At 66.2% G+C, this 24,190-nt stretch carries 16 protein-coding genes; 7 read left to right on the top strand and 9 right to left on the bottom strand.

Annotated elements, in window-relative coordinates; all coding sequences use genetic code 11:
• Positions 1-109: 109 nt before the first annotated feature.
• From OO306_RS00845 to OO306_RS00815, 7 genes are all read right to left on the bottom strand, one after another.
• On the bottom strand, positions 110-2,353 hold the full coding sequence (locus tag OO306_RS00845) for a TonB-dependent receptor (RefSeq protein ID WP_027593765.1): 2,244 nt from the start codon (positions 2,351-2,353) through the stop codon (positions 110-112).
• A 382-nt stretch (positions 2,354-2,735) separates the two neighbouring features.
• Entirely contained in the window at positions 2,736-3,794 is a 1,059-nt protein-coding gene (locus OO306_RS00840) for an ABC transporter substrate-binding protein (RefSeq protein WP_027593764.1), read from the bottom strand.
• Positions 3,791-4,855 carry an ABC transporter substrate-binding protein gene (locus tag OO306_RS00835; protein WP_186678656.1) on the bottom strand — a complete coding sequence of 355 codons (1,065 nt, stop codon included), beginning with the start codon at positions 4,853-4,855 and terminating at the stop codon, positions 3,791-3,793. The genes OO306_RS00840 and OO306_RS00835 overlap by 4 nt, the downstream gene beginning before the upstream one ends.
• Positions 4,856-4,873: 18 nt before the next feature.
• Entirely contained in the window at positions 4,874-6,025 is a 1,152-nt protein-coding gene (locus OO306_RS00830; RefSeq protein ID WP_099429813.1) for an LLM class flavin-dependent oxidoreductase, read from the bottom strand.
• A gap of 503 nt (positions 6,026-6,528) precedes the next feature.
• Positions 6,529-8,388, bottom strand: coding sequence for an ABC transporter ATP-binding protein (locus OO306_RS00825; protein WP_265967411.1), 1,860 nt, complete (start codon positions 8,386-8,388; stop codon positions 6,529-6,531).
• The gene (locus tag OO306_RS00820; RefSeq protein ID WP_265967410.1) at positions 8,381-10,156 is read right to left on the bottom strand and encodes an ABC transporter ATP-binding protein; all 1,776 of its coding nucleotides are present in this window, start codon (positions 10,154-10,156) and stop codon (positions 8,381-8,383) included. The genes OO306_RS00825 and OO306_RS00820 overlap by 8 nt, the downstream gene beginning before the upstream one ends.
• Positions 10,157-10,289: 133 nt before the next feature.
• Positions 10,290-11,522: an acyl-CoA dehydrogenase family protein gene (locus OO306_RS00815; protein WP_265967409.1), complete on the bottom strand. Its 1,233-nt coding sequence runs from the start codon at positions 11,520-11,522 to the stop codon at positions 10,290-10,292.
• Positions 11,523-11,900: 378 nt separating this feature from the next.
• Here OO306_RS00815 and OO306_RS00810 point away from each other — a divergent pair, with 378 nt between their 5' ends.
• The 7 genes from OO306_RS00810 to OO306_RS00780 all read left to right on the top strand — a co-directional run bounded on the left by OO306_RS00810 (position 11,901) and on the right by OO306_RS00780 (position 20,332).
• Positions 11,901-12,956 carry an ABC transporter substrate-binding protein gene (locus tag OO306_RS00810; RefSeq protein WP_265967408.1) on the top strand — a complete coding sequence of 352 codons (1,056 nt, stop codon included), beginning with the start codon at positions 11,901-11,903 and terminating at the stop codon, positions 12,954-12,956.
• A 27-nt stretch (positions 12,957-12,983) separates the two neighbouring features.
• On the top strand, positions 12,984-13,715 hold the full coding sequence (locus OO306_RS00805; RefSeq protein WP_027593757.1) for a class II aldolase/adducin family protein: 732 nt from the start codon (positions 12,984-12,986) through the stop codon (positions 13,713-13,715).
• A 174-nt stretch (positions 13,716-13,889) separates the two neighbouring features.
• Positions 13,890-15,077, top strand: coding sequence for an LLM class flavin-dependent oxidoreductase (locus OO306_RS00800; RefSeq protein WP_027593756.1), 1,188 nt, complete (start codon positions 13,890-13,892; stop codon positions 15,075-15,077).
• A 10-nt stretch (positions 15,078-15,087) separates the two neighbouring features.
• Entirely contained in the window at positions 15,088-16,662 is a 1,575-nt protein-coding gene (locus tag OO306_RS00795) for an ABC transporter substrate-binding protein (RefSeq protein WP_265967407.1), read from the top strand.
• Positions 16,655-17,734: an ABC transporter permease gene (locus OO306_RS00790; RefSeq protein WP_265967406.1), complete on the top strand. Its 1,080-nt coding sequence runs from the start codon at positions 16,655-16,657 to the stop codon at positions 17,732-17,734. Before OO306_RS00795 ends, OO306_RS00790 begins: the two co-directional genes overlap by 8 nt.
• A complete protein-coding gene (locus OO306_RS00785) occupies positions 17,727-18,554 on the top strand; it encodes an ABC transporter permease (RefSeq protein ID WP_186703315.1) in 828 nt (275 codons plus the stop codon). Before OO306_RS00790 ends, OO306_RS00785 begins: the two co-directional genes overlap by 8 nt.
• Positions 18,551-20,332 carry an ABC transporter ATP-binding protein gene (locus tag OO306_RS00780; protein ID WP_265967405.1) on the top strand — a complete coding sequence of 594 codons (1,782 nt, stop codon included), beginning with the start codon at positions 18,551-18,553 and terminating at the stop codon, positions 20,330-20,332. Before OO306_RS00785 ends, OO306_RS00780 begins: the two co-directional genes overlap by 4 nt.
• Positions 20,333-20,493: 161 nt before the next feature.
• On the opposite strand, the gene OO306_RS00775 is transcribed toward OO306_RS00780, so the two are convergent.
• The gene (locus OO306_RS00775; protein WP_265967404.1) at positions 20,494-21,582 is read right to left on the bottom strand and encodes an LLM class flavin-dependent oxidoreductase; all 1,089 of its coding nucleotides are present in this window, start codon (positions 21,580-21,582) and stop codon (positions 20,494-20,496) included.
• 28 nt (positions 21,583-21,610) lie between these two features.
• Positions 21,611-24,187: a TonB-dependent siderophore receptor gene (locus OO306_RS00770; protein WP_265967403.1), complete on the bottom strand. Its 2,577-nt coding sequence runs from the start codon at positions 24,185-24,187 to the stop codon at positions 21,611-21,613.
• Positions 24,188-24,190: the final 3 nt, after the last annotated feature.

The raw sequence follows: 24,190 nt of genomic DNA, 5'->3' as shown, positions 1-24,190 counted from the left end.
CGCAGCCCATCGCGACGCAAGGCCGCTCCTACACACAGCGGTCGCGCGCTCCTGTAGGAGCGGCCTTGCGTCGCGATGGGTCGCGCAGCGGCCCCAAAGGCAGAAAAAATCAGAAGCGGCTGGTGACACTCAGCCCGACCGTGCGTGGGTCGCCATAGGTGATCACGTACTGCCCGGCAGTCCCGTTAGGCCGGCCATGCACCTGGTAGCGGCGGTCGGTCAGGTTGTTGACGAAGCCGGTCACGCTCAGCTTGTCGTCGGGGCTGAACCAGGTCAGGCGGGCGTTGGCCAGGGTGTAGTGGGGCTGGCTGAGGGTTTCGTCAGCGCTGCTCTGGCGGTCGGCAAGGAAGTATTCCTTGTCGCGGAAACTCACGTCGCCGCCGGCCACCAGCTTGCCGCCGACCTGCAACGGAAAGGTGTAGTCGGCACCCAGCGACACCACGTTGCGTGGCGAGCGCACGAAGCTGTTGCCGCTGTAGTCGCCGGTCACCGCGCCAGTGGTGGGGTTGGTGTTCTTGAAGTCGGTGTATTCGGTGTCGAGGAAGGACACCGCCGCACGCACGTGCAGGCGGTCGGTCGGCTGGCCTTCGATCTCCAGCTCCGCACCTTTGACCTTGCCCTTGGCGCCGTTGGTCAAGGCGGTGGTGAGCACGCCGTTATTGACCGTCAGCAGGTTCACCTGAATGTCCTTGTAGTCGTAGTAGAAGACGTTGGCGTTAACCGTCAGGCGGCGGTCGAACCACTCGGATTTCAGGCCCAACTCGTAGGCATCCAGCTCTTCCGGGTCTACCGTGGTCAGCTGTGCAAGGCTGGTCGATAGCCCGGTGTTGAAGCCGCCGGAGCGGAAGCCATGGGCATAGCGGAAGAACACCCGCAGGTTGTCGTTGATGCGGTACTCGGGGGTCAGGTCGTAGGTCCAGGCTTCCCAAGTCTTGTCTTCCTGACGATTGCCGTTGGTGCCCACGCCTGCCAGCGGGATCAGCGGGCCGTTGGCGGTGGTGCGGGTCAACTGGGTCAGGTCCAGGTCGATGTCTTTTTTCTCCTGGGTCCAGCGCAGGCCACCCGTCACGCTGAAGTCATCGGTGAAGTCGTAGGTCAGGTTGCCAAACAGCGCGTAGCTGTCGGTGCGGTGGTCATAGCCCAGGTCGCGGAACGCGGTGGTGCCGACCTGGTTCGAACCGGTGCCGTTGGGTGTCGGGCCCGGGGTGACGATGCGCTGGGCCGCGCTGTCGAGGTCTTCATGGAAGTAGTGCGCGCCTGCCAGCCAGTGCAGCGGGCGGTCTTCCGGCGATGCCAGGCGCAGCTCCTGCGACCACTGGCGGTAGCTGTTGTCGGTGATCGACGCGCCGTTGACCTCGTACGGGGTGTAGTCGGCGTCGCTGGTCGAGCGGTTGCGGATGTAGTCGTAGGCGCTGATCGAGGTCAGGGTGTAGTCGCCCAGGTACCAGTTGAAGGTCAGCGACGCGCCGTCGTGGTCGAGGCGGTAGTCCTCGTTGACGTTGAGCGAAATGTCGCGGCCATTGGGGCGCTCGTAACCGACGTTGTAATAGCGGCCCACCGGCAGCGCGCCGTTGCTGCCATCGCCCTTGAACTGGCGGCTGTGCAGCTTCAGCAAGGCGTCCAGGTCGGGGTTGAGCTGGGCGAGGAACTGCAGGCGGATGGCTTTTTTGTTGACGTCGCCATAGGTGTTGCCGTCGAAGTCGTTGTGCTGGAAGCCATCGCGTTCTTCGGAGTACAGCGACACCCGGCCGGCCAGTTTTTCGTCCACCAGCGCGCCGCCGATGGCACCGGTGAGGATCCGTTCGTTCTTGCTGCCGACGCCGACCGTGCCGTAGCCGTCGGTGTCGAAGGTCGGCTTCTTGGAGATCACGTTGACCGCGCCCGCCGTGGTGTTCTTGCCATACAGGGTGCCCTGCGGCCCGCGCAGGATCTCGATGCGTTCGAGGTCGAACAGCGGACCGCCGCCGGCGATCGGTGCGTTGAGGTAGACGTCGTCGGCGTAGATGCCCACTGGGTAGACCGTCGCGGCGCCGGTGTCACCGGTGCCCAGGCCACGGATGTACCAGCGCGGCCGGCCATCGCCGTCGGGGTTCTTGGCCGAGGCGTTGGGCACGAAGGTGGTGATGTCGCCCATCGAGCGCACGCCGTCTGCAGTGATGCTGGTGCCCTTGATCGCCGACACGGCGACTGGGACTTCCTGCAGGGTCTGCTCGCGGTGCTGGGCCGTGACGGTGACGGTTTCCAGGGCGGGCTCGGTCTTGGCGTCTTCGTTGGCGGCGACGGCCTGGCCGCCGGTGCCGGCCAGCAGCAGCGCGAGGCTGATCTGGCGGGCCAGTGGGTGGAGCTGGTGCATGGTGAATCTCCCCGTATGTAAAGCGTTGTTGGGGAGAGCTAGAGCAGGGACTGTGCCATGTTTTTAAGTTGTTGAATTATATGAATTTAATTGGTTTTTTAGGGGGCCGTTGCCGGTAGGGCAGCAGTGGGGTGCTTGGCGGGTGCTGCTGGGGCAGCAGCGTTTGGTTGAGCATGTTGGGGCCGCGTTGCGGCCCTATCGCCGGCAAGCCGGCTCCCACCCGAACTGTGTAGCCTCCAAGGCTAGCGCCGCACCTGTGGGAGCAACTGTCTTTGAGGATTTTTTTGAAGTTGCTCCCACAGATACGCCGCAGGCCAGGAAGCTGCGGTGAACCTGTGGGAGCGGGCTTGTCCCGCGAATGGGGCGCATAGCGCCCCCAGGGTCACACAGCCAACCGCGAAGTCGAGCCGATCACACGCTCCAGCACGCTGAAGTCGATCCACTCCCGCACATCGAACCGGCGCGGTATGAACCCCCACCTGAACAGGAACTCGGTAAAGTCCTGCAACGCATCGATCGAGCGGCTGTCCAGGGTCGTGCGCAAGCGCCGGTGGGCATCGTCGCCATAAGCCGCCGCCACCCAGTACTCGCTGGTGTTCAGCTCACGGGCAAGGAAGCGCCGGGTCTCTTCCGGGTTGGCCCACGCCCACTGCTCGGTGCGCAACACCGTGTCGACCAGTGTACGGCTGGCATCGAAGTGCTCTTCCAGCAAATGCCGGTCCACGGTCAAGGTGCGCGGTGTGCCGTTGTTGCTGCGGATCAGTGGGTCGGGGTGGCTGCCGGTATCGACGACTACACGCAGGCCGAACTCGTGGGCCAGGTGCACCGCATGGGCGCCCTTGAGGAAGATCGCATCGATGTCGCCGCGCAGCAGGCCGATCAGTTCGTTGTTGCGGCGGCTGAAACGGCTGGTGTCCAGGCTCACTTCGGCGCCATACAGGTGCTGCTTGGCGTCGTCGCTGTAGGTACCGCCGTAGGGGTAGTCGACCAGTTCGACATCCGCCACGCTCAAGCCTTCGAGCTTCAGCGCGTTTTCCAGCCCGCGCAGGGCCTGGGCGCGGGTGAAGTCGATCTGCACATTGGCCCACTTGGGCAAGCCGAAGCGGCGGTTTTTCAGGTCGCGGATACTGCGCACACCGCTTTCTTCGGTGGTCAGGATCAGTTGCACTTCATCGCTCCACGACAACCCCAGCACGCGGGTCTCGACACCACTGGCGTAAGCCCAGATTGCCGGGATGTTGCCGCCGTGGCGCACTGAGTTCTGCAGGTGGTGGTCGTAGTGGGCTTCGCGCACTTCCCGTTCGCTGGATTCGCGCAACGACTGGATGTTGGTGCCGAACGGCGCAAAGGCCTCGGCCAGGCGCCCGGATTGCACGGCAATGCCGAGGCCGGTGGGCACGGGGCTGTGGGTGTACCAGAGCGTTTCCAATGGCTTGGTCATGGGGTAACGGGCTTCCTGTCCAGGGGAGTGGGGGCCAGCAAGTGGTCCAGGGGTTGGCGGGCGATCCAGTCACGTACCTCGAACCGGTTGGGGATGAAGCGCCAGCGTTTGAGAAATTCGACAAAATCCTGCAGGGCGTCGATGGCCTGGTCATCCAGGCGGGTGCTCAGGCGCAGGTGGGCATCGGCGCCGTACGCGACCGTGACCCAGTATTCGCTGCTGTTGGTTTCACGGGCCAGGTAGCGGCGGGTTTCGTCCGGGTGCTGATGGGCCCAGCGTTCGGCGCGCAGTACGGACGAAAGCAGGGTGCGCACCACCTGCGGGTGTTGCGCCAACAGGTGGCTGTCCACGGCGAGGGTGCGCGGCGTGCCGTTGTTGCTGCGGATCAACGGGTCGGGGTGGCTGCCGGTGTCTATGACCGTGTGCAGGGCAAAGGCATGGGCCAGTTGCACGGCGCTCGCGCCCTTGAGAAAGATCGCATCGACCTCGCCGCGCAACAGCCCGGCCAGCTCCAGGTTGCGGCCTTCGCTTTGCGTGCTGGACACCGGTGTACCCGCCACATTGCGCACCGGGCGGTCGCTGAAGGTGCCGTCGTAGCGGTAGTTGACCAGCGCTACGTCGCCCACTTGCAGGCCTTCGAGTTTAAGGGCGTTTTCCAGCCCGCGCAGGGCTTGCGCGCGGGTGAAGTCGATCTGCGCCGAGGCCCAGTCGGGCAGGCCGAAGCGCCGGCCCTTGAGGTCCTTGACCGTGTGGATGCCGCTGTCCGGGCGGGTCAGGATCAACTGCGCTTCATCGGCCCAGGACAGGCCGATCACACGGGTTTCGCGGCCTTGCGCGCGGGCCCAGATGGCCGGGATGCTGCCGCCGTGGCGGACCGAGTTGAGCAGGCTGTGGTCAAAATGCGATTCGCGCACGGCCTGCTGGTCGGCTTCGCGCAGGGATTGTACCTGGGTGCCAAGGCTGGCCAGGTCATCCTGCAGCCAGCCTTGCTGCACGGCGATGCCCAGGCCGGTGGGGACTGGACAGCGGGTGTACCAAAGGGTATCGAGGGGTGTGCTCATGTTCCGGCTCCATCGGGTTCAGGCGCTGGCCTTCAAGGGGGGGGTGGCGGCAGCCTGTTGCACCAAGGGCAGCACTTCCTGGCCGATGCGCAAGGCTTCTTCCAGGTGCGGGTTGCTGGCCAAAATGAACGTGCTGAAACCCGCATCACGGTACTCGGCCAGACGCTCGGCGATGTTCTGGTGACTGCCCACCAGGCCCACGGTCGGGCCGGGCTTGGCCTTGGCGAAGCCGGCCCACAGGTTGCGCGCCAGGATCAGTTCGTCGAAGCCTTGCAAGCCTTGGTGATAGGCCGCCTGGCGAGCGCCGCCGACCGAGTCGGAGCCGGTCACGAAGCCCTTGGCCGAGGCGCTGGCCTTGCCTTCCAGGCGCTCGAACTGCTGGCGCAATTCCCGCCACGCCTGTTCCTCGGTCTCACGGGCGAACAGGTCGACGCGCAGGCCGAAGCGCACGGTGCGCCCTTGTTTGTCGGCCAGTTCCCTGACCCGCTCGATGTGCGGTTTGAGCGTGTCGATCGGCTCGGCCCAGTTGAGGTACACATCGGCGTGGCGCGCCGCCACGTCCAGCGCTGCATCGGAAAACCCGGAGAAGTACACGCCCGGTTTGCGCTCGTGTTGCAGGCCGGGTGGCAGGCTGCCGTTTTCCAGGCGATAGATGTCGCCGTCGTAGGAAAATTTGTCCTGCGCCCACAGGCCCTGGATCACGTCAAGGAACTCACCGGTGCGCTTGTAGCGCAGGTCATGTTCGAGGAAGTCGCCGTTGGCCCGCTGGCTGGCCGGGTTGCCGCCGGTGATGATGTTCCAGTCCAGCCTGCCACCGCTGAGGTTTTGCAGGATCGCAGCCTGCTGGGCCGCATAGGCGGGCAAGGTCCAGGTGGCCTGGAACGCGATCAGAAAGCGTATGCGGCGGGTTTCGCGGGCCAGCGCTGCGGCAGCGATCCACGGCTCGGGGCCGGTGGGCAGCAAGGCACCCTCGAAACCTGCCAGCTCGGCGGCCTTGGCCACCTGGGCGATGTAGTCGATGTAGGTAAAGCCGTCGCTTTCGCCGTTGGGCAGGCGACCGGGGGCGATGTTGCCGGGGCGGTGCTGCGGGTTGCCACGGTTGTGGCGGTCGGTGGACAACTGCGGGCCATCGGTGCCCAAGGGCAGGCGCCAGAAAAATTCGGTGGTCATGGGGGCTCCTGAAGGGGAGGTTGTGCGGATGGGGAGGGTGGTGCAACGGCTGTGCCATGCGTGGCGTTGGGCTTGTGCGGCGGGGGCTTGCGGTGCAGGAGAGGGGCGGGGTGCTGCTGTGGCAGCAACCGGGAAGCAGTGGATGCTGGGAGAGCAGCATGGGGGCTGAGGGGAGGGGGGCAGGGCTTGGGGTTTGCGGTGCCTGGGAGATCGAGCGCCGCCCGCGCGGCGCATCGCGAGCAACGCTCGCTCCTACGTTTGTTTCGGGCCAATCATTCCTGGGGCAAACGCGCGCGACCGCCTTGGCGCATGGCTCGGTATTGCGTCGAACAAACAAGGCGTTCGCGCGCGCCTGTCACAGGCGTTATTGGCCGAAAACAAACGTAGGAGCGAGCGTTGCTCGCGATGCGCCGCGCGGGCGGCGCTCGATCTCCCAGGCGCTGCACCTCCCAAACCTTACACCTGGCGGCGCTCGATCTATCAGGCGCTGCACCTCCCAAACCTTACACCTGGCACGACTCGCCCCTCTCGGCCACAACCTCCCCGGCACTGCGCAGGTAGGCCTCATACAACGCCGCATAAGCCCCACCCCGGTCAATCAGCTCGGCATGCGCCCCTTGCTCCACCACCTGCCCATGGCGGACCACGGCGATGCGGTCGGCATCGCGGATGGTCGCCAGGCGGTGGGCGATGATGATCGCCGTGCGCCCTTGGCACAGCCGCCGCAAGGCCTGCTGGATACGCCGCTCGGTGTGCACATCCACCGCCGAGGTGGCCTCGTCGAGCACCAGTACCGCCGGGTCGGCCAGGTAGGCGCGCACCAGGCACACCAGTTGCCGTTGGCCATGGCTCAGGTGCGCGCCCAGGGGCCCGACTTCGGTGTGGTAGCGCTGCGGCAGGCGCTCGAGCACTTCGTCTGCCCCCAACTCGCGGGCAGCTGCCACCAGGCGTGCATCGTCGGCACCGGGTGCCGCCAGGCGCAGGTTGTCGAGGATGCTGCCGCTGAACAGCACGTTGTCCTGCAGCACCACGCCGACGTTGCGCCGCAGGTCACGCTGGGCCAGTTCGCGCAGGTCGATGCCGTCCAGTTTCACGGCGCCGCGTTGCACTTCGTAGAAACGCGTCAGCAACTGCACCAAGGTACTTTTGCCATGCCCGGACGGGCCGACGATGGCCAACACTTCACCGGCGCGGATGTGCAGGTCGAGGCCATCGATCACCGGGCGCGGGCCGTTCGGGGTGTAGGCGAAGCCCACCTGTTCGAAGTCCACCTGGCCGCGTGCCCTGGCCAGCGGGCGGGGTGATTGCGGGTCGAGTACCTGTGGGCGGGTGTCGAGCAGCAGGAAGATCCGCTGCGCCGACGCACTGCCGGTGGCATAGCGCTCGAACAGGTCCGACAGCTCCTGCAGTGGCCCCAGGAACAGGAACACGTAGAACAGGCTCTCGGCCACCTGGCCGACAGTGACCTTGCCTTCGGCCAGGCCGTGGGCGCCTACCAGCAGCAATACGGCCATGCCTGCCGTGCTCAACAGTGCCGTGAACGGCGCGAACCAGCCGGCACGCAGGCTGCCGCGGATCAGGGCTTGGTTGAAATCTTCCAGCAGGCGCCGGTAGCGCGCCTGGTTTTTTTGCTCTTGGCCACATTGCTGAATCAAGCGCACGCCGCTTACGCTCTCGACCAGGTGCGCGGTGAAGCGGCTGCGCTGTTCGGCGACCTTGGCCCAGTTGCGTTGCGACACCCGTTTGAAGCGCCAGGTGGCCAACGCCAGCAGTGGCACCGTGGCGGCCAGGCTGTAGAAGAAGCTCGGCTCGATGCGCCACAGCATCACCGCCGCCAGGCCGCAGCGCAGCAGGGCGCCGAGCAGCTCTGGCGGGCCTTGCACCAACAACGGTTCGAGCGCATCGACATCACGGTCAACGCGGGAAATGATGCGCCCGGCGCGGGTCTGGTCGAAGTAGCTCACCGACAGCGCCTGCACATGGGCAAACACCTTCACCCGCAGGTCGTTGAGCACGCGGATCGCCGCCCGCCCAGCAATGAACTGCGACACGCCTGCCAGCAGGAAACGCCCCAGCCAGCTGGCCGCCAGGCCCAGGCCCAGCCACAGCACCAGGCGTTCGTCCAGCAACCAGTGATCGGCGCTGGCCACCAACCCCTTGTCGAGCAGCTCGCGGACGAACCAGGGCCGCAGGAACACGGTGAACACCAGCAGCAGTTCGATGCCGATCACCGCCAGGATCTGCCGGCGAATGGGCCGCAGCAGCGGCAACAGGCGGTGGAACATGCCACGGTCCAGGGCCTGGCGCGCCAGGTGCTGCTCGATCTCGATATCGCTGGGGGCCTTGTTGGGTGCATTACTCATGGTCGATCCCCAGCAGGTCGCGGTAGTGGGCATTGTTCGCGCTCAGCTCGGCATGGCTGCCACTGGCGCTAATGCGGCCGTTTTCCAGCATCAGTACCCGGTCGGCCAACAGCAGGGTCGAAAGGCGGCTGGTGATCAGCAGCAAAGTCGGCCCCTGGCCCGTGTCGCCGCGCAGGCGGCGGATGTTGTGCAGCACCTGGCGCTCACCCAGGGCATCCAGGGCGCTGGTGGCGTCGTCCAGGCACAGGATGTCTGGCGCGCCGAGCAGTGCGCGGGCCAGGCACAGGCGTTGGCGCTGGCCGCCGGAGAGGGTCACGCCACGGTCGCCCAGCGGCGTGTCGAGGCCATGGGGCAAGCGTTCGAGTACATCGTCTGCCGCCGCCAGGCGCAGCCCTTCGCGCAACTCAGCGGCGCTGGCATCGGCTGCCGCCAGGCGCAGGTTGGCCGCCAGGCTGTCAGAGAACAGGAAGCTTTCTTGCGGCAACACCTGGACGCGTCGGCGCAGGTCGGCCAGGTCGAGCGCGCGCACATCCTGCCAGCCCACGGCGTCACTGCCGACCAGCACGGCGCCGCCTTGCACGTCGGCCAGGCGCGGCAGCAGGCTGGCCAGCAGGCTCTTGCCGGTGCCCGTGGCGCCGACCAGTGCCACCACCTCGCCGGGCTGCAGGGTCAGCGAGCAGTCCTGCAGGATGGCGCGCTCGCCCGTAGGGGCGCTGACGCGCACCTGGGCCAGTTTCAGGCCCAATGGCCCAGGGGGCAGGGTGGCCTGGCCGCCAAGTATCGCCGGTTGCTCGTCCAGCAGTTGCCAGATGCGCTCGGCACTGGCGCGGGCATCGGCGAAGGTCTGCATGACCCGGCCGATGCCTTCGATACGGAACACCAGCGTGGTGGCCACCAGCAGCGAAGTGACCAGCTCGCCGATGCCCAGCGCGCCCGCCGCCACGCGGTGGGCACCGTACACCAGGATCCACACATGCCCCAGCGCCACCACCGCCTGTGGCAGCGGGATGCGTGAGCTGGCATAGGCCAGGGCCGCGCGTGCGTGGCCGGTGAACGCGCCAACCTGGTGGGCGAACCGCTCGATGCGCTGGCCCTCCAGGCCGAACGCCTTGATCACGCGCACGCCACCGATGCCTTCTGCCAAGTCCTGGCTGACCTGGTCGTAGGCAGCGCCCACGGCGCGATCAAGCGTGACCAGGCGATCGGTCTGCACGACGAACAGCCACAGCCCGGCCCCGGTCAGCAGCAGCGGCACCAGGCCGAGCAGTGGGTCATACCCGCTCAGCAGCCCCACGGCTGCCATCACCACCAACGGCGTTTCGATGATCTGTCGCCAGAAGGTGATCAGTGCATCGCGCACCTTGTCGGCGTCGCGGGTGGTGCGGGTGACCAGTTCACCCATGCCGTGGCGCCAGTGGTAGCCCAGGTGCAGGCGCTGGACCTGCGTGAGGATGCGCTCGCGCAGGCGCGTCAGCAGCGCCTGGCTAAGCACCAGCGACAGCACCGCGGCGGCGTATTGCAGCACACCACGGCCCAGGGCGATGGCCAGCAGCAGCCATAGCCAGTGCCAGGCCACGGCGGCATCCAGGCCGCCCTCGGGCAGGCGCACCACGGCGCGGCCAGCGCTGACATCGTCGACCGCGTGGCCGATCAGCCATTGCTGCCAGACCAGGCCAAGGTTGCCGGCGATGTACAAGGCGGTCACGAGGGCGAAGCGCCAGGGCATTTCACGGTAGATGGCCAGGGCGCGAAGAAGAGGGTGGTTCATGTAGAGGCTCGGTACTGGGGCTGCTACGCAGCCCATCGCAGGCAAGCCAGCTCCCACAGGTACGGTGGCGTGGCTTGGTGTGTGGGCGCTGGCTTGCCTGCGATGGGCCGCGCAGCGGCCCCCAGGGTTAGGTTCAACGGCGCGTTGCGCCCTGGGTTTCCTTGGCATTGAGCACGGCGGTGTACTCCCCTGGGTCGGCGCCATTGAGGTAGTAGTTGCCGACGTTGTGCAGCCGCCAGCGAAGGGGGTCATGGGTGGTGTGCACCCTGGCGTTGCGCCAGAAGCGGTCGAGGTTCCACTTGCTCAACGAGGCACTGGCCCCAAGCAGAGAAAACAGGTCGCTGGAGATCTTCAGTGACGCCGCATCGGAGTGGGCGCGGGCAGTGGCCACCGAGAGAATCAGTTCATCCTGCAGGGCTTTGTCCTCCGGGACGCGCTCATGCGCGTCGAACACCCGTGCGGCATCGCGCAGTACCGACTCGGCACCGCGCAGCGCCACGGCGTACTCGCCAATCTGGCGAATCACGTGCGGCTCGTCACTGGCGCGGTCCACGCCACTTTCCACCCAGGCCCGGGCATGCTCGCGCAGGTAGTCGACGCCTGCCTGCAGCGCGCCGGCGGCGATGCCGGTGTCGATGGCGGCATGAAGAATCTGCGGGAAGGTCAGCCCTGTGCGCTTCATAGGGCCGGTGCGCCGCGACAGGTAACGCTCGTCCAGCACGATCTCGTCGAAGTTGACCGTGCCGCTCACCGAGTTCTGCTGGCCGAAGGCCTGCCAGTCATCGACTAGGGTCAGCCCAGGGGTGTCGCGGTGGAGCAGCACACCGACGCCGCCGTCTTCGCTGGCGGCCGTCAGCGAGATCCAGTCGGCCAGGTAAGAGCCGGTGGAGTAGAACTTGCTGCCATTGAGCACCAGCTTGCCATCGGCGCGGCGCTCGACCCGGGTTTTCAGGGCGAACTTGTTCTTGCCACCCACCTCGGCCAGGGCATTGCCGAAACGCTTGCCGGCCAGTACGTCGGCGATCAGGCGGTCGCGCACGTCGTCGGCATAGCTGGTGAAGATGCCGCGCAGCATCACGTTGTGGATCTGCAGCAGTTGGCCGACACCGCCGTCGGCGGTGGAGATCAGGCGTACGGTTTCGACGATGGTCTGCACCGAGGCGCCAAGGCCGCCGAATTCGGCCGGTACGGCGATGGCGGTGAGACCGCTGCTGGACAGCAGGTCGGCCTGGCGGCGCGGCAGCTGGCCGTTGTTGCTGGGGTCGGCGGCGAGCACGGCGATTTGCGCGGCGACCTCGCGGGCGGCGGCGATGGCTTCGGCTTCGCTGGTCAGGCGGTGGATAGGGCTGGGTTCGATGGCGCTCATGGGTCGTCTCGCAAGGGTCTTCAAGGGCCAGTGCGCCTGCTTCGCGGGCAAGCCCGCTCCTACAGGTGAAGTGCCGGTTTCAATGGCAATGAAGGTCCTGTGGGAGCGGGCTTGCCCGCGAATGGCTGCACCGCGGTCCCATAGCCTTGAGCAAGTTCTTTGCCATGACTCACCAGGCCCCGTGTTGCTTGGCTTCGGGCCGCGCCTGCTGCCCCAGCAACAGCCCGCCTGCTGATCTGGCAGCACCCCGCCCGCAATCCTGCTCCGTGCCCAGCACTCAACGCCTGTAAACGACACTCAAGTCCCCGTAAATCAAGGCCTCCAGCGGTTGGCACGCACGCTGCAATAGCGCTTTCACGACGCCCAAGGAGCCACCCCATGACACTCGCTACTGCCGCAACGCAAACCGACGACCCCACTGCCCTGGACCGCATCTGGTTTACCCGCTGCCCGGTGCCCACCGCTTCGGGCATCGCCTACAAGCTGGGCTGGCTGGACGAAGAATTCGCCCGCGACGGCCTGCCGGTCTCGACCCTGCAGGAAACCCGTCAGCTCGGCCATCACCACTACGATCACCAGCTCCCGGGGCTGTTTCGCGAAGGCGGCAACGTGCCGGCCTTGGCCGCCCGTGCAGCAGGCTCACCGAGCCGGCTGATCGGCCTGACCTGGATCGAGGAATGGCAGACCATCCTGGTCCGCCCGGACTCAGGCATCCGCAACGCCGCCGACCTGCGCGGCAAGCGCCTGGCCCTGCCGGCATGGGCTGACAGCCGCCCCGGCAGCATCGCCCGGGCCATGAGCCTGCACGGCTACAAAGGCGCCCTGGCATCGGCCGGCCTGCACCTGGACGACGTGCAACTGGTGGAAGTGGCGCTGCTCGACCAGGCCAGCGCCGCCACCCCGCAGCTGGGCCTGCAGCGCCTGTGGTCGGGCCTGGATTACCTGGCGCGCGGTGAGGTCGATGCCGTCTACGTCAAGGGCGCGGCCGCTGCCGATGCGGCGCGGCGCCTGGGCCTGGTGGTGGGCGTCGATCTCGACCTGCTAGCCGACCCGCGCCACCGCATCAACAACGGCACGCCAAGGCCGATCACCGTGCACCAGAGCCTGCTCGACAACCACTTCGAGCTGGTTGCGCGCTTCCTGGCCCAGACCCTGCGCGCAGCCGAATGGGCGGCCGGCAACCGCGATGCGCTCAACAGCTTCCTCGAGGACGAGACCCGCGCCGGCAGCCAAGGTGTTGCCGAAGCCTATCGCGGCGCGTTCCACACCACCTTGGCGCCGGACCTGTCCGAGCAACGCCTGGCGTTTCTGGGCACGCAAAAGGACTTTCTCTACCTGCATGGCTTCCTCGAAGCCGACTTCAGCATCGCCGACTGGGTCGACCCACGGCCCCTGCAGGCTGCCCATGAACTGCTGGCCCAGCGCCGCGCCTGACTTTGCATCCGCCTCCGGAGATTGAACATGACCGTACTGATCAACGAACGCCCCGTCACTGCCGAACTGCACGCTTTCATCGACCAGGTGGTCGCCGAAGCCGAAGCGGCGTTTACCGTATTCCGCGAGACCAACACCATCACCGCCAATGGCACTGTCGGCTTCATCGAGCGTGTGCCCGGTGAAGACCTGCTGGTGTCCGTCAACTACGGCGGCCCGTGGAACCACCGCAAACCGCTGCAGGCGACCGTGACCGACTTCTCCGGCAACGTGATCGTCGGCAAGGGTAAAGGCGGGCTGGGGCGCTACACCAAACTGTTCCAGACCCACGCTGACATCACCACGATCTCGCATGTGCACAGCCCGTACCTCGGCGCCTGGGCCCAGACCCACCGTACTTTGCCGTTCCACTATGTGCCGGTGCAGCGCTATCAGCTGGCGCGGGAGCTACCGGTGTACATCGACCGGCGCCAGGCCGAGGTGGACTTCATCCTCGACAAGATCGCCGAAAACCCGTTCAACCTGGCCATTCTCGAAGCCAATGGCGGCTCCACGGTGTGGGGTAAGCAGGGGCTGCGTGCGACGGCCGAGTTCATCCTGCTGTTGGAAGAAGGCGCGCAGATTCAGCTGCTGGCCGATGCGCTGGGCGGTTCGCGGCCGTACGGGCCAGGGGTGCTGACGCAGCAGTGGAAGATGAGTGGGTTGTACGAGCGCGCTACCGAGCTGGGGCTGGTGCCGGGTATCGATCGGCGCAGCTGATTCGCAGTTCCAAGCCCACCACGCCCTCCTTTGTAGGAGCAGCCTTGTGCTGCGAAGAGGCCGGCCCGCCAGATGCAGTTGCTGCGCCTGGACTGGCCTCTTCGCAGCACAAGGCTGCTCCTACAGGGGGACGAGTGACAGTTTGGTATTTCACTCCAAGCAAGGACCACCCCCATGGCAGTAAAAATCCTCTGGTACCTCACCACCCCCGACGGCCCCTATCCCTGGGAGCCCGAAGGCCGCTGGAAAACCGACTTCGAGCACCTCAAGCAACTGGCCATCGCCGCCGATCGCCTGGGCTTCTACGGCTCGCTGCTCGGCTCCAGCCCCAACGAAAGCCTTGCGGTATCGGCCGCGCTGATCGACGCCACGTCACGCCTGCGCTTTCTGGTCGCGCAACACCCAGGCGAGCTGTCACCTGCGGTGTTGGCCAAGTGGGCACTGACCTTCGATCAGTTTTCCAACGGCCGCTTGCTGTTCAATGTGGTCAACGGCAATGACGCCGGCTTGGCCACGCTGGGCGTGCATTACCCACACGATGAACGTTACGACTTCAGCCTGGAATACTGGCGCGCGTTCCAGGGCTTTTACGCCGGTGAAACGGCAGGCTACGACGGCCGTTACGTCAAGCTCTCGCCACGCTCACCTGCGGCGGCCAGCCACCCCTTGGGCGGTTGGCACCCACCCAAGCAAAAGCCTGGCATCCCGCTGTGGGGCGCGGGCACATCGGCGCCGGGCGTGGCCCATTCGGTGCAGTTACTCGACGTCTACCTGAGCTTTGCCGATACCCCGCAAAAGCTCGGCGACAAGTTCCGCAGGGTGGCCGCCGAGGCAGCAAAAATCGGCCGCGAGCTGACCTACGGCACACGCCTGCAAGTCATCGTGCGCGAGACCGAAGAAGAGGCCTGGGCGCATGCCGAACGCCTGCTGCAGCGCACTTCGCTGGCCACCGCCCGCGCGGCCATCGAGCGTCAATTGCCGGCAGGGCAGACCCTGGACACCTACGTTAGCGACGACCCGCGCATTCAGCGCAACCTCGACAGCATTCGCGCCGGGCGCCTGCCCACTGCCCGCGAGCTGGAGATCTACCCCAACGTCTGGCTGGGCCCCAGCCTGTTCGGCTTCAACATACTTGGCCCGGCCGCGGGCACCTACCTGGTCGGCAGCGCCGAACAGGTGGCCGAGCGCATCCGCGAGTACGAAGCCCAAGGCACCTCGGCGTTCATCCTGTCGGGCTTCCCGCTGATCGACGAAGCCCACCGGGTGGCCGACCTGCTGTTCCCACTGCTCGACCTGGACCACGGGTTCGAGGTGCCGCGCCTGAGCGCCCGCACTAAGCCGACCGTGGCCCAACCGGCGTAAGGAGAGGGTGATGAGTGAGTTTTCGCGCCGGGTGTTTCTCGGCAACAGCCTGGCCGTCGGGGGCGGCCTGCTGCTCGGTGGCGGGCTGCTCGGCGGCTGCGATGGTGGCGCGCCCGCTGCCACGGCTGGCGGTATCGCATTACCCGCCACGCCGGTACATGGTGGGCAGTTGCGCGTGGGTATCATCGACGGAGACCAGGCGGGCAACCTCGATGCGCACAAGCCGGTGGGCGGCGGCATCATCCGCGGCTGGGCGCTGTACGCCAAGTTCTGGGAATGGAACCCGGATGTCAGCACACGGCTGGCCTTGGCCGAGTTCGCCGAGCCGAATGCCGATGCCAGCGCCTGGACCATCCGCCTCAAGCCGGGGCTGGAATTTCACCATGGCAAAAGCATCACCGCCGACGACATGCTGTTCTCGATCCTGCGTTTGACCGACCCGCAGTTGGCCTCGCCGTTTGCCGGGCTGGTCGGCGCCATCGACCGTCAGGCGCTGCGCAAACTGGATGCGCGCACGATCGAGATCCGCTTCAAGCAGGGGCAAAGCTTCTATCCCTTGGATGAAACGCTGATCAGTTTCGGCGGCATCGTGCCGACCGATTATCATCCGTTGACCAACCCGGTCGGCGCCGGGCCCTACAAGCTCAAAAGCTTCATCCCTGGCCAACGCTCGCTCTACACCCGCTTCGAAAACTACTACAAACCCAACCGTCCTTATGCGGATGAGCTGGAGATCATCGAATTCAAGGACCAGGTCTCGCGCGCGGCGGCTTTGCGCGCAGGGCAGATCGACGTGGCCAGCGGGGTGCAGGCCGAGCACAGTGCCTTGCTCAAGGCTGACCCGCGCCTGCGCTTGTTCGCCTCGCCCAGCACCTCGTTCACCGGTTTCAACCTGAACCTGGCCAAGGCGCCATTCCAGGACGTACGTGTGCGCCAGGCGTTCCGGCTGCTCGCCGACCGGCAAGAGCTGGTGGCGCGTGGGCTCAATGGTTTCGGCCGTATCGCCAACGACCTGTATTCGCCACACGACCCGACCTACAACCACGCGATCGCCCAGCGCCCGTACGACCTTGATCAGGCCCGTTCACTGCTGCGCCAGGCCGGGCAGGACGACTTGCGTGTCGAGTTGACCACCACACCAGGCCCAGGGGTGAACGCGGCGTTGGTGTTTGCCCAGCAGGCGCAGAAGGCGGGGGTGCAGGTCAAGGTCAACCAGGTCGACGGCTCGGTGTTCAATGGCCCACAGCGCGAGCAGTGGCAGCTGTCGCCGGGTTCGACGCCGGCCCGCGGTTTCCTCGCCTCGGCGCTGCACAACGATGCGCCGCAAGCCATCTACAACCGCAGCAATTTTCACGACCCACGGTTTACCGAACTGTACGGCCAGGCGCTGGCGCAGCCCGACCTGGAGCGGCGCAAGGCCTTGGTACATGAGGCCCAGGTAATCCAACACGAACGTGGCGGGCTGTTGATCTGGGGCTTCTCGGACGTGCTTGATGCAGCGTCCGCCAAGGTCGGCGGGCTCGCCCCCGAACAGACCACCTTCGCCTCCTGGCGCTTCGACGAACTCTGGTTGAACCATGCCTGATCACGCTCACCGTTCCCCACGTACGCCGGCCTGGCTGGCCTGGTTCATTGGCCGTCTGGGCTACGGCCTGCTAACCGCCTGGGTCATCAGCCTGGTGGTGTTCATCGCCACCCAGGCGCTGCCCTCGGACCCGGCGCGGGTCATCCTTGGCCCCGATGCGCCACTGGACAGTATCGTGACCTTGCAGCGCCAGCTAGGCCTCGACCAGCCGATCCTGGTGCAGTACCTGCGTTGGTTGGGGGCGGCATTGTGCGGTGACTTGGGCCTCTCGCTGGACTCGCAGGTGCCGGTGGCACAGCTGCTGTTCGGGCGGCTCGGCCACACCCTGGCCTTGCTGGCCGGCGTGCTGGCGCTGGTGGTGCCACTGGCGCTGACCCTGGGCGTGAGCCTGGCGCTGCGCCGTGACCGGCCGCTGGACCGCTGGGGGTTGTCGGCCTTGATCCTGTTGAAGGCTACGCCTAGCTTTCTGTTGGCCATTGGCCTGGTGCTGTTGTTTTCCATGCCCGGCATGGGCTGGCTGCCGGCGGTGTCGATCCTCGACCCGCAATTGCCCTTGTGGCGGCAGTTGCCATCGTTGGTGCTGCCGGTGGTTGCCCTGAGCCTGTCGGCGCTGCCGTACCTGACACGGATGGTCCGCGCCTCGATGATTGAGGCACTGGAGTCCGACTACGTGGTGGCCGCACGCTTGCGCGGTATACCGGAGCGGCGCATCGTCTGGCGCCATACCTTGCCCAACGCCCTGACCCCGGCCATCCAGGGCGTGGCGTTGACCCTGCGCACGCTGGTCGGCGGCGCACTGTTGGCCGAAGTGATCTTCAGCTACCCGGGCATCGGCACTGCCCTCAATGCGGCGATCCAAATGCGCGACCTGCCGATGATCCAGGGCGTGGTGCTGGTCATCACCCTGGCTGTGGTGCTGATCAACCTGCTGGCCGACCTGCTGACTGTTCTGCTCACCCCCAAGCTGCGCACTGCGCGCCGGGTCAAGATGATCCGCCGCAACCGGCGCGGCATTCGCCCGTGGTGGCGACGCGCACGCCGTACACCTGCCCAGGAGGCAACCCATGACTGAGACCCGCTGGCTGGCCGACCCGCAGGTGCGGCGCGGCGCCGTGATTACCGCGCTGGTGATGTTGCTGGCGCTGCTGGGCCCCTGGCTTGCGCCGCATGCGCCGACGGCCATGGTCGGGCCGGTGTATGGGCCGCCGACTGCCGGTGCGCCGCTGGGGCATGATTTTCTTGGCCACGACTTGTTGTCTCGCTTGCTCAGCGGGGGCGTTTCGGTGCTGTGGATGTCGGTGGCAGCGGCCACCCTTGCGCTGGTGGTCGGCGGCAGCCTTGGGTTGTTGGCCGGTTTTTCGCGCCGCCGCCTGGACCAGGCAATTAGTTGGGCGGCGGATGTCTCGCTGGCTTTTCCGGACCTGATTCTGGTGCTGCTGATCGTCTCGATGCTCGGCCGTGCGCCGTGGCTGATCGTGTTGACCGTGGCCATCGCGTTTACCCCAGGGGTCGTGCGCCTGGCGCGTGGCAGCGCGGTGGCGGTGGCGGGCCAGGAGTTCGTCGAGGCGGCGCAGATGATGGGCTACTCACGTTGGCGCATCCTGTTCAGCGAAATCCTGCCGAACATCCTGACGCCGCTGCTGGTGCATTTCGGCAACATGCTGACCTGGGCGGTGGGCATGCTCTCGGGCTTGAGCTTCCTGGGTTATGGCGTAGCGCCGCCGGCGGCGGACTGGGGGCTGATGATCAACGAAAACCAGGCCGGCCTGCTGGTGCAGCCCTGGGCAGTATTGGCACCGGCGCTGCTGATTGCCGTGTTCGCCTATGGCACCAACATTCTGGCGGAAGGTATCGGCCGGGTCAGTGCACGTATTGGGGAGAAGCAACCATGACGGCGGCGTTGAAAGTCGACAGCGACGTGTTGCGAGTCAGCGACCTGCGGGTGGAACTGGCGGGGCAGGTCGATGTGCTGGCCGATGTCTCGTTCAGCCTGGCGGCGGGAGAGATCGTGGGGTTGGTGGGCGAGTCCGGTTCGGGCAAGACCACCCTGGCCACGGCCTTGCTGTGCCATGCGCGGCAAGGTGCGCGGATTACCGGCGGGCGCATTGCGGTGGCGGGGCAGGCGGTGCTGGAGCTTGAGGGCGAAGCCTTGCGCCTGGCGCGGGGCGGGTTGGTTGGCTACGTCGCCCAGGACCCGGCCACAGCGCTGAACCCGGCTCTGCGCATAGGCGCCTTGTTGCGTGAAACCGTGTTGGCGCATCAGCCCAAGCTGACCACAGATGCATTGCAGCAACGCATCAATGAGACCCTGGTGGATGTCGGCCTGCCAGACGACCCAGCCTTTCTGCGGCGTTTTCCTCATCAGTTGTCCGGAGGGCAGCAACAGCGGGTGATGCTGGCACTGGCGTTTGTTCTGCGGCCGAAACTGATCGTGCTCGACGAGCCGACCACGGCGCTCGATGTGACCACCCAGGCGCATGTGCTGGAAACCCTCAAGCGCCTGTGCCGGGGGCACGGTGTGGCGGCGTTGTACGTGACGCACGACCTGGCCGTGGTGCGCGACCTGGTTGACCGGGTGATGGTGATGTATGCCGGGCGGCTGGTGGAAGTGGCGGGGCGCGAAACCTTGTTCAAAGCACCGGCACACCCTTACACCCGTGCCTTGCTCGCGGCCATTCCTGATATTGCCCGACGCCAGCCGCTGCAAGCCATTGGCGGCCATGCGCCGGCGCCGGGGCAGCGGCCTGCGGGCTGCGCGTTTGCCCCTCGTTGTGCCAGGCGACGTGCCGAATGTGCGGTAATCGAGCCTTCGCTGCTGGCGTTCGAGGGCGGTCAGCAAGTCGCTTGCCTGGCGCCCTACCGTGAGCCGCTGCCCCTCGGCGAGCGGGGTGTCGAGGTAGCAGCGGCGCCAAGTGCAGAGGTGTTGCTGGAGGTGCAGGGGCTGGATGTGGCTTACGACCGCCAAGTGCTGTTCGATATTTCACTGCAGGTAGCGCAAGGCGAATGCCTGGCGCTGGTGGGCGAGTCCGGTTCGGGCAAGACCAGCCTGGCCAGGGCCATCGCGGGGTTAGGCGAGAACGTTCAGGGGCAACTGCGTTACGGCGGCGAGCCGCTGGCGTTCACCGCGCGTCAACGGGATGCGCGGCTGCGTCACCAGATCCAGTACGTGTTCCAGAACCCCTACCGGGCGTTGAACCCTCGGCAGACGATCGCGCAGACCTTGAGCGCACCCCTGGCGCATTTCTTCAGTGTGCGCGGTGACGAGGCGCGCAGCCGGGTCGAGGCCGTGTTGGCGCGGGTGTCGCTGCCGGCCCGTGTGGCCGATCTGTATCCGCACAGCCTGTCAGGGGGAGAACGGCAGCGCGTGGCGATTGCCCGGGCGTTGATCTGTGAGCCACGGCTGTTGGTTTGCGACGAAATTACCTCGGCGCTGGATGTGTCGGTGCAGGCGTCGATCCTGGCATTGCTGCGGCGTTTGCAGCGTGAAGGGCTGACCGTGTTGTTCGTCACCCATGACTTGGGCGTGGTGCGGGCGATAGCCGACCGGGTGTTGGTGTTGCGCCAGGGCAGGGTGGTGGAAGAGGGGTCGGCCGAGCAGGTGCTTGGGCGGCCGGTTGATGGCTATACCCGGACCTTGGTGGCGCATTCGCCTAGCCTGTCAGTAGGTTGAATTCTGCTGACGCGATCTCTGTAGGAGCGGCCTTGCGTCGCGAAAGGGCTGCGCAGCAGCCCCACGATCTAAGCATCGACGCCTAGATTGCTGGGGCCGCTTCGCGGCCCTTTCGCGACACAAGGCCGCTCCTACAGTAACGGTGCGCACAGGTTGGGGTATCACCCGACAAATCGCGCCTGCCGCCGCCGCACTTCCTCGCGCACCGCCGGAATCACCCAGCGCCCGTAATCCACCGTGTCGTACAACGGGTCATACCCGCGGTTGAGGAAGGTGCTCACCCCCAAATCGACATAATCCAGCAACGCCTGGGCCACGGTCTCCGGCGTGCCCACCAGCGCGGTGGTATCGCCATAAGCCCCCACCGCCGTCGCCGTCGGCATCCACAATGCCCGGTCATGCCGGTCCGCCCGGGCGGCGGCGGCGAGCAGGCGGTCGGAACCGGTGCCCTTGATGCGCTTCTGCCAGGGGCTATCCGCCGCAAACTGCGGGTTGGCCTTGATCTGCGCGAGGATCTGCTCAGCGCGCTGCCAGGCCAGTTCCTCGGTAGCACCCAGGATCAGCCGCACCGACAAGCTCACCCGTGGCGCCGCCACGCCAGCGGCACTCGCCGCAGCCTTGAGCTTGGCGATCTGCTCGGCGACGCCGCTCAGCGGTTCACCCCACAGGGCATACAGGTCGGCATGTTTGACGGCGATTTGGTAAGCGATGTCGGACGAGCCTCCAAAGGAAATCGGGATATGCGGCTGCTGCAGCGGCTTGACCGGCGAAAAAGCGCCCTTGATGGTGAAGTAGCGGCCTTCGAAGTCGAAGGGCTCCTCGGCAGTCCAGGTGCGCCGGACAATCTCCAGGTATTCGTCGGCGCGCTGGTAACGCGCGGTCTTGTCCAGCAGGGTGTCGCCTTCTTGCGGCTCGGCCGTGATGCCGGTGATCGCATGCAGGCGAATGCGCCCGCCGCCGGTGGTGTGGTCGAGGGTGGCGAATGCCCGCGCGGCCACCGTCGGCGCGGTCAGGGCAGGGCGGTGGGCGATCATGAAGCCGAGGCGCTCGGTGTGCGCGGCCGCATAGGCGGCAATCTGCAGGCTGTCGGCACTGCCTGGGCCGCTGGCGATCAGTACCCGGTCGAAACCGGCATGCTCATGGGCGCGGGCGTGGTGGCGGATGAACGGCAGGTCGAAGTCGGGCGAGCGCACGCCGCGGGTTTCGGACCACTGGCGGGGGAAAATCATGCCGACGAATTCAATGGACATGGCGATGGCCTTTTACGTTGAGGAAGGGTCAGAACTGGTAATCGACCTGGGCCAGCAAGGTGCGCCCAGGCATGGGTTGCAGGAAGGTATTGGTCGAGCCGGCCAGGCCGCTGACGAAATTCAGTTCGTCGGTGACGTTGAGCATGCGCAGCGTCACGCCCCACTGTGGCTGGCGGTAATACGCGGCAAGGTCGAGGTTGTATTCGTCGGGCACCTTCACCGTCTTGCTCAGGTTCAGGTACCAGCTGCTGGTCCACCAGCCAGAGAGTTCCACGCCGAACCCGGAATCGAAGCGGTAATCGACATAGCCGCCGGCGTTGTACTCAGGAATCTGCACCGCATCGAACTTGCCGGACGGGCGCTGGTTGAGGCTGTTGTTGTCGCCGAACACGGTGCCGTTGTCGGGGATGAACCCGGCCGAGGCGAACCCGGCCTGGCTGGTGAACTCGTTGTAGGCACTGATGCGGCTGAGGTTGAGGCCGCCGCGCAGGTGCGGGTCCTGGTAGCGCAGGGTCGCTTCCCAGCCTTTGACGATCAACCGGGCGATGTTGTTGTTGCTGTCTGGCGACTGGTCGCGCGCCTGCTTGTAGGCGGCCAAGGTGAAGAACAACTGGTCGGGCATGGCTTCGACCTTCAGCCCCACTTCGTGCAGCACGCTAAGGCTCTCGAACGCCAGCGGGTTGAGCTGGTTGGCCCCGGCGCCACTGCCCCAGCCCAAACCATTGGTGAAGAACCCGGTGTTGACGGCGAGGGATCGGTCGAAGGTGTAGTACAGGGTGCTGTTGTCGGTGGGTTTGAAATAGGGGCTGACCTGTACCGAGAACAACCGGTAATTGTCCGAGTCCTTGCGCGGGTTGCCGCCCGCGAGCACGAAGGGGTTTTCGATACGGGCATCGATCCAGCTGCGGCTGGCCCCCACGTTCAGCCCCACGCGCTCGCCCAGGCGCAGGTTGTGCTGGCTGAACAGGGTTTGGGTGGTCCAGGTGCTGTCGGCGGTGTAGGGCGCCACCGATTCAGCGTACAAACCGTGCCCTGCCGGGTACATGGCGGGCAGGTTGAGCCAGCCATAGTAATTGGACAACTGTGGCACGCCGGGCTGGCCGATCCAGGCTCCGTTGCCACCGGCGGGGTTGCGCCCACTCAGGTCGAGCAGGTCGCCAGGGTTTTTCAGCGTCGGGTCGAGGGTGAGGTCGTAGGCGTTGATGGTGGAGCCAAAATTGTTGTTGGCGGCGATCGACTCGTTGGTCTCGCGGCGGTAGATCAGCCCGGTGTTGCTGTCGTCGACCAGCGTCAGGCCGCCCAGCTGCCATTGGCCACGGGCGCGGAACTCGAAGCGGTTGTCGAAGATGTCGTCCTTGCCCTGCACCTGGAACGCGCCCACCGCATCGGTGGTGTCGGTGGAGTGCTGGTAGAAGGTGCTGTTGGCCAGGGTAATCGACGGGGTCAGGTCGCCCTCGACGCGCAGTTGTGTGGTGAAGCGCCGCGAGCGGTTCTGGTCCTGCGCGCGCTGGCCGGTCTGTGACGACAGCGAGGTCTGGCCATTGCCTGCCAGCGACGGGTCGTACACCCAGCCGCGCAAGCTGCCTGGGCTGGCCTGGGTATTGGGTGAGGCGCCCTGGAAGCTGCCATCGACCACCTGGTACAGACCCTGCGCGTTGCGCTGGCGCTGCACCCAGCCGAGTACCTGGGCATCGCTGGCACCCGACGACAGCACCGGCGACCACAGGCTGTTGCCGTTCTGGATGATCGGCGTGGCGCGCCCGGCGTTGTACCTGCCGTGGTCGACCAGGTCTTGGGTGGCGCGGTTCCAGCCGTGGGTGATGTTGTAGTCGTAGTAGTCGTCGTAGGCAGCGTTCCAGTCCACCCGCAGGTTGTCGTTGCGCCAGGCGAGGGCGCCGTAGAACGCGTCGAAGTTGTTGTCGACGTTGTCGTAGAAGGTTTCCTGGCGCTGGCGGGTGATGCTGACCCGGTAGGCCAGGCTGTCACTGAGGGGGCCGGTGTTGTCGATGCTGAATTGGGTGGCATCGCGTGATTCGCCATCGGGGATCCAACTGCCGATTTCGCCACTCAGGCGGGTGCGGAAGCGGTTGAAGTCGGGCTTCTTGCTTAGGTAGTTGATGTAGCCGCCGCTGCCACTGACCGATCCGTAGGTGACCGACGAGGGCCCGGCGACGATGTCGGCGCCTTCATAGGCGTTGAAGTTGGCGGGGTGGCGTACGCCGTAGGCGCGTTGGCCATCCTGGAACACCTCGGAGCTTTGCCCGCGCATTTGCGGGGCGATGCCGGCGTTCTGGCCGCCGCCTCGGGTGATGCCGGGGGCGTACTTGACCAGGTCGTCCGAGCTCTGGATCGGGTCGCGGGCCAGTTGCTCGGCGTTGATCTGGGTGACCGAGCGTGGGGTGTCGAGGACTTTGCTTTCCAGGCCGCCGTAGATCGAGGCCGGTGGGCGCGTGGGCAGGGCGTCGTCGTCAGCCTGTTCGGCTTGGACGGTGACGGTTTGCAGTTGGGTGTCCTCGGCGTAGGCCAGCGGTACGCTGGCGGCCAGGATGGCCAGTGCCAGGGCGCTGGGCTGGAATGTCGGGTGCAGCAAGGCAACGCGGAGCATGGG

The sequence above is a fragment of the Pseudomonas sp. DCB_AW genome (assembly GCF_026240895.1).
Taxonomy (GTDB): Bacteria; Pseudomonadota; Gammaproteobacteria; order Pseudomonadales; family Pseudomonadaceae; genus Aquipseudomonas; species Aquipseudomonas kermanshahensis.
Note: the sequence above shows the minus strand (reverse complement) of the source record. Positions and strands in the feature narration are given on the sequence as shown.